The organism is Catenovulum sp. 2E275, from assembly GCF_025515275.1.
Taxonomy (GTDB): Bacteria; Pseudomonadota; Gammaproteobacteria; order Enterobacterales; family Alteromonadaceae; genus Catenovulum.
On the sequence record NZ_JAOPFU010000111.1, the window covers coordinates 1 to 1,086 of the forward strand.

Here is a 1,086-nt window from a genome sequence, read left to right on the forward strand (position 1 = left end):
AGTTATCGTTTAATAACAATCAGTTATTTAAACGGTGATCTTCCTACAGAGGACTTTCACCTCATTAGTTAATGCCCATGTCGGGCGTACACAAGGCGCTTAAACGGACAAATTCTCCGTGGCCTTTTTTGTGCTTTTAACGCTACGCTAGCACAAAAAAATCCACTCCAAATTTGACCGTTTAGCTTAGCGTTATGCCTTTATCAGGGATCTAGAACATGCAAAAAGTTTCGCTTAGCTCAGTAAAAAAATGGCATTGGCTATCTAATCAATTTTATTTACCAAGTTCTGTAAAGATAAATTGCTCCCATTGCTCTGAAATGGTTGTTTTTAAATTAGAATCTAGTTTCAACGACGCCCCAAGAACAGCTTTTTACTTCACTGGTGCATGTCCTTCTTGTGATGAAAATGTTCATTTTTTTTGTATGGGAGTAAAAAAGAAAAGTGACGAATCTCAAGACCCTGATGCTCTATTTATGTACCCCGAAATATCTTTTATAAGAAGAACTAAAGACTATAGAAATTACATCCCTGAGCAATTGCAAACATCGTATGAGTCGGCGTTAACTTCTTATAACTCCAAGAATTTTATTGCGACTTCTGTGGGATGCCGTAGAACATTAGAAGGTATTTTCTATTATCTACTCCCAGAAGGCGATCGTAAAAAAAATCTAGCCACAGCAATTGAGCAAGCTAAAGGAGCAATAGATTGGGCTGAGCCATTGAATAATTTGGCTCATCTCATTAGGAAAGGCGGTAATTTGGGTGCTCATTTTGATGAAACACGTGAGCCAAATGAAAATGTCGCTAGAGCGATGATTGATTTACTTGAGTACCTATTTGAATATTTGTACGAGCTTCCTGCAAATATTAAACATTTGGAAAACCATCTAGAGCAGGCATAACAATGCGTTTAAGGGCGGACACAAAAAGCTTGGCTCGCGTTCGTTCCTCACTAAGTTTAGCCAAGCTTTACTTGCCGTTTATTGCAGCGTTGAACTTGTTTTTCTGTATTTAAGTTTAGTCGGCTAACTGGCTTTAGCTGACGTAAATATCCTAGAGCTCAACTTCCGCTTCTGGCACAGA

General features: G+C 38.5%; 1 protein-coding gene. It reads left to right on the forward strand.

Annotated features, from left to right (window positions below; genetic code table 11):
- The first annotated feature begins 218 nt into the window (after window positions 1-218).
- On the forward strand, window positions 219-905 hold the full coding sequence (locus N7931_RS19275; protein ID WP_262795964.1) for a DUF4145 domain-containing protein: 687 nt from the start codon (window positions 219-221) through the stop codon (window positions 903-905).
- Window positions 906-1,086: the final 181 nt, after the last annotated feature.

Bases quoted from the DNA above. Each gene is read 5' to 3' on its own strand.
- N7931_RS19275 (WP_262795964.1), top strand. From the start codon at position 219: ATGCAAAAAGTTTCGCTTAGCTCAGTAAAAAAATGGCATTGGCTATCT.